General features: G+C 70.6%; 5 protein-coding genes and 1 pseudogene. 4 read left to right on the forward strand and 2 right to left on the reverse strand.

Translation table 11 applies throughout. From position 1 onward, the window contains the following. Nucleotides 1-146, forward strand: a 146-nt coding sequence (locus ABZ471_RS47565; protein ID WP_359075391.1) for a cold shock domain-containing protein, incomplete at its 5' end; no start/stop codon positions are given. Nucleotides 147-533: 387 nt separating this feature from the next. On the opposite strand, the gene ABZ471_RS47570 is transcribed toward ABZ471_RS47565, so the two are convergent. Beyond that, nucleotides 534-1,589, reverse strand: a complete 1,056-nt coding sequence (locus ABZ471_RS47570) for a hypothetical protein (RefSeq protein WP_359075387.1) — start codon at nt 1,587-1,589, stop codon at nt 534-536. Between the two features lie 448 nt (nt 1,590-2,037). Here ABZ471_RS47570 and ABZ471_RS47575 point away from each other — a divergent pair, with 448 nt between their 5' ends. Beyond that, nucleotides 2,038-2,220, forward strand: coding sequence for a hypothetical protein (locus ABZ471_RS47575; RefSeq protein WP_359075388.1), 183 nt, complete (start codon nt 2,038-2,040; stop codon nt 2,218-2,220). A 335-nt stretch (nt 2,221-2,555) separates the two neighbouring features. On the opposite strand, the gene ABZ471_RS47580 is transcribed toward ABZ471_RS47575, so the two are convergent. Beyond that, nucleotides 2,556-3,071, reverse strand: coding sequence for a hypothetical protein (locus ABZ471_RS47580; protein ID WP_359075389.1), 516 nt, complete (start codon nt 3,069-3,071; stop codon nt 2,556-2,558). Between the two features lie 92 nt (nt 3,072-3,163). Between ABZ471_RS47580 and ABZ471_RS47585 the strand changes: the two are divergent. Further along, nucleotides 3,164-3,268: pseudogene (locus tag ABZ471_RS47585) on the forward strand (Zn-dependent oxidoreductase); the annotation flags it as partial. Between the two features lie 520 nt (nt 3,269-3,788). Next, nucleotides 3,789-5,214 (forward strand): M28 family peptidase (locus ABZ471_RS47590; protein ID WP_359075390.1); only part of this gene is annotated, 1,426 nt, incomplete at its 3' end.

Here is a 5,214-nt window from a genome sequence, read left to right on the forward strand (position 1 = left end):
AGGACGGCGGCGGGCCGGACGTCTTCGCGCACTACTCCAACATCAACTCCTCCGGCTTCCGTGAGCTCCAGGAGGGCCAGAAGGTGACCTTCGACGTCGGCCAGGGCCAGAAGGGCCCGCAGGCGGAGAACATCACCCCCGCCTGATCCGGCCTCGTGCGGCCGCAGGTCCCGGAACACCTCCGGGACCTGCTCCGTGTCCGCACCTGTAAACACCCTGGCGGTGTCCTTAACCGTGCCTCCCGTGCCGCGCGGGGCAGCACTGGACGGGCTGCTTCTCCGCCCCACGACCCGTCTGCGCGCGCCGCAGCTCCGCAGGACGGGGCAGTGGTGGATGCGGAGGGATTCCCCCCTTTGCGGGCCGCAGAGAATGAGGCGAGTCGCTCACCGCGCCGCCTGCCACCCCGTGCCGGCCACCCGACAGCGCTGAACGGAAGGCCGGCATGGACCTGGCCGGCCGGATCGGGGCTTTCGACCCGTGAGGGTCAGCGGCCGGTCTGCCTCCGGGCGGGGCCACGCAGAGGGGTAATGGGGTCAGCCGGTGCAGTCGTCGACGCTACCAGGCGGGGCGCAGTTGTCCGGGTTGTTGCGGCGCACCGTGGAGTGGACCAGCACCACGGCGCCGGAGTTGAAGATGCCGCCGGCGCTGTCCGCGGTGTTGCGCTCCACCGAGGAGCGGACCAGCACCGCCTTGCCGCCGATGTTGGCGATGCCGCCGCCGAAGCCGACGCCTTCGGTTGTCGCGGTGTTGTCGTGCACCGTGGAGCGGGTCAGCGTCAGCGCGCTGTTGCCGAGTTCGATTCCGCCGCCATCGGTTGTCGCGGTGTTGTGCTCCACCGTGGAGTCGGTCAGCGTCAGCGTTCCGGTCCGGGGAACGTCGCCGATGGAGGTGGAGCCGATCGAGATGCCCCCGCCACCGCCGAAGTCGGCAGTGTTGTGCTTCACCGTGGAGTTGGTCAGTGTCACCGTGCCGCCGGCGCTGGAGATGCCGCCGGCGCTGCCGGCGGCGTTGTGATTCACGGTGGAGTCGGTCAGTGTCACCAGACCGAGTGCGTTGTAGATGCCGCCGCCATTGCCCCCGGTGTTGTGCTTCACCGCGGAGTCGGTCAGCGTGACCGTGCCGAAGTCGCCAGTGTCGGTGCCGGCGTTGAAGATGCCGCCACCGCTGTTCGCGGTGTTGTCCTCCACCGAGGAGTCGGTCAGCGTCACCGTGCCGAGGTTGTTGTAGATGCCGCCGCCGAAGGCGGACTGCTCGTCGCCGGTGCCGGTGCCGTGAGTGATGGTCAGGTGGGTCAGCCGCGCCCGGACGTCGTTGTTGACCGTCACGGTGGAGCCGGCGCGGTTGCCGTCAAGGACCGCGTGCCCCTGGCCGATGAGGATCAAGTCCTTGTCGATGGTGAAGGGGCCGGTGCAGGTGCCCTTCACCCGCAGTGTGTCTCCCGCGGCGGCACCGTTGATCGCGGTCTGCAGGGTTGCGGGGTTGTCGTGACAGTCCACTACGGCGCTGCGGTCGGCTGCGGCCGGGACCGCCACTGCCAGGCCGATGGCCCCGGCGCTCACCGCGATCGTGGCTGCCCGGGCTGATCGCATGAACATCCGGCTTCTCCCGTCTGCGCGTGGGGGCGTGCCCGGCGGCTGCCTTACCAGGGTTCTCGGACACGGGGCGGCCGTGGCGCCCACGTCCGGAAGAACGGATCCCCGATGGGGCGGGGGAGTGCGCCGGAGGTGGCCCTCAATCCTCCTAATGGCCGGAGGCAATGACCGGTACAGCCCACAGGCGGCTGTAAGCGGCGCACCGCCGCCGGCGCGCCCGTCTGGCTGCGGCCAGGCCGGTCTAGTCTGGCCGTGTGTCCGGGGTCGACGGGCTGCCGTTTCAGCGGTGTTGTCCGGTGTCCGACTCACCGCTGGAGCTGGGGTCCGCGCCGAGGGCGGTGTACTGCTCGGCGACGTGTCGGGCCAGGCAGTGGCGTCATGCGCGGTGGATTCGCCGGAGGGTGACGGCCGAGCGGGATGGCGAGGGACAGCGGGTCTGTCCGGTGTGCCAGACCGTGTGGAACGCGCCGACATCACCCTGCAGGCACTCTGCCGCGACCTGTTGCGCAGCGAAGACGCCTCGAAGCACCTGGCGCGCATCGCCGACAGCCCCGTCGCCCCCAAGGGCGCCCTGCACTTCGGCTGCCTGCTCGATCTCGCCAAGAAGTCGGACGGAGCCCTGCGGTGATGGCAGTTCGCCGCCGGCGAGGACAAGGGTGGCCGCCGCGCCGATGGATGGCGAAGCCCGTCAGCGGCAGCCCTGAGTAGCCGGCCGCGGCGGCCGGGGAAGCAGCGGCCGGTGAGGTCGGTTCGGCGTCCGTCTGCGAGGGCTTCGGAGCGGGGCCGTGGCTGGGCGAACCGGGCAGCGGCCGGACGTTCCACGGCATGGTGTTCCGGTCGGCGGGGCCGGACCGTCCCCGGCCGAGAGCCAGGACCTGCCGGGCACGGGCGAACCCGTAGCCGAGGCAGGTGCTGAGGTTGTCGGCGGGCCGGTCGCGGCCCGCGATGTCAACCCGCCGGCTCTCACGCCGCCGCGTCGTACGCGGCCCGCAACGGGATGCCGCCGCCGGTCGGGGGCTGCGGGGCGCGCTCCGCGAACACGGTCAGACGCAGCACGAGATAGCGGCCGGTCCCGACGAGCGCGGTGGCGGACAGGTACACCGTCTGCTGCAGGACGAGTCCCGCGCCGGGACGGAGCGCGACCAGCGAGCCGACCGCGGCGGACGTGACCAGCCAGCCGAGGGCGATGGTGGCCGCGCTCTTCAGGTGGCCGGCCAGACCGGGCCGTCCGTGGCCGAACGAGACGCGGGCGTGCAGCTCGGTGGCGACCACGGTGGAGGCGACGGTGGTCAGCGCGTTCGCCGCCATCCACGGGATCCACTGCGAAAGCAGGACCAGGGCCGCCGAGGCCGCCAGGGTGACCCCGCTGCCCAGCCCGGCGAAGCGCCCGAAGGCCGCCGCGTGTCGACGGATCAGTCGCAGGCCTTTCATGGTGATCTCCTTCCGGGCTGCTGCCCCCAGCGGGGCCGTCGTCGTCATGGCGCAGAGCGTGGTCGACCCCTCATTCAGCGCGGTTTCAGAGAGTTCTCAGGAGTGCCGGCGGTGGTGAAACCGGCGCGGCAACACACACCGCCGCCCGCCTCGACCGTGATCAGCCGCTCAGCGGACCGGAGTTGGGGGAGCGTCCCGAGTCGGCCGTGCCCGCCGGCTGGACCACCGTCACCGTCAAGACCGCCCCGCGCCTCGTCCGGCCCGACCCTCGGGACCCGTCTCCGGGGGGCTGGCGGGCCCGTCCCGGGGCCTGGGTCCGCGTCCCGGTCTCTGGCCCGTCCAGTCCCGACCGCAGAGGGGTGCGCCTCGCCGGTCATCGGCTGGCCCCGGTGTTCGGCCCGGCGTCGGGACGGAGGGGCGTAAAGGCATCGGTCGGGGGGCGAGGTCGGGATGGTGAATGCGGCGCTGCTCCTACGCCGGCCGTTGTTCGTCACCGGCGGCCCAGGTGCTGGCGAGGGCATGCCGGTGCACTGGTCGGTGGCGAACCGCTCCACACTGCGGGGCGGCTTGTACGGCTACGACGCCATCGGCGTGCCTAGGACGTCCTGGTGCCCGATAAGCGGACAGGCGTGACCGGATTCAGGTCTTGACGGAGTGGCAACAGCTGACTGAACATCAGGCGCACATGGCACCCGCACAGCTCTGGCACCACTGATCCAGGCACCGCTCGACTCCCCACATCGACGAGAAAGTGCGGCTCCCCACATGACGCATCCGAGCTCCGACCTGCCCAGGAACATCTCCAGACCTCTCGCCGCGGCCCTCGTGGCGGCAGCGGGTCTGCTCACCGCCTCGCCCGTTTCCTCGGCGACGCCCGAACGGGCCGGGTCGGTTGCCGCAGGCGCCGAGATCCTGGCGGCACCCGACATCCCGATCGGCAACGTCAAGGCACACCTTGCGCAGTTGCAGTCGATCGCCACCGCCAACGGCGGCAACCGGGCCCACGGCCGTACCGGCTACAAGGCCTCGATCGACTACGTGAAGGGCAAGCTCGACGCGGCCGGATTCACCACCACCCTCCAGCAGTTCACCTCGTCCGGCAGCACCGGGTACAACCTCATCGCCGACTGGCCCGGCGGGGATCCGAACCAGGTCCTCATGGCCGGCGCGCACCTCGACTCGGTCTCCTCGGGCGCTGGGATCAACGACAACGGATCCGGCTCCGCGGCCGTACTCGAGACGGCCCTCGCCGTCTCCCGCGCCCAGCTCCAGCCCACGAAACACCTGCGATTCGCCTGGTGGGGCGCCGAGGAACTGGGACTGGTCGGCAGCAAGTACTACGTGAACAGCCTGTCGGCCACCGACCGCGCCAGAGTCTCCGGGTACATCAACCTGGACATGGTCGGCTCCCCGAACCCGGGCTACTTCGTGTATGACGACGATCCTGCCATCGAGAAGGTCTTCAAGGACTGGTACACGGGGATCGGCGTGCCCACCGAGATAGAGACGGAGGGCGACGGCCGCTCCGATCACGCGTCCTTCAAGAACGTCGGCATACCGGTCGGCGGGCTGTTCACCGGCGCCAGTCGTACGAAGACGGCGGCACAGGCCGCCAAATGGGGCGGCACCTCCGGCCAGGCGTTCGACCGGTGCTACCACTCCTCCTGCGACACGAACACCAACATCAACGACGTCGCGCTGGACCACAACAGCGACGCTCTGGCACACGCGATCTGGACGTTGGGGACGGCGGAGCCCCTGCCGCCCGGCGAGTCGTACGAGAGCGCCGCCGATGTGGCCATCCCGGACAACGCGGCCGCCGTGACCTCGGCCCTCGCCGTCTCCGGCCGAACGGGAAACGCGCCGGCGGCGCTAAGGGTCGGGGTGGACATCAAGCACACCTGGCGCGGTGACCTCGTGGTCGACCTCCTGGCGCCGGACGGCACGGCTTACCGGCTGAAGAACTCCAGTAGCTCGGACTCCGAGGACAACGTCATCACCACGTACACAGTCGACGCCTCCAGCGAGACGGCGAACGGAACGTGGCGGTTGCGAGTGCAGGACGTCGCCTCGCAGGACACGGGCTACATCGACAGGCGCGACGACCTTGCCGATCCAGCGGCCCGGGAAGCGCTCCTCGATGGCCTTGGCGTAGTGGCCGTAGAAATCGGCCTCGTCCCGCCCCGCCACC

It is taken from the genome of Streptomyces sp. NPDC005728, from assembly GCF_040630895.1.
Taxonomy (GTDB): Bacteria; Actinomycetota; Actinomycetes; order Streptomycetales; family Streptomycetaceae; genus Streptomyces.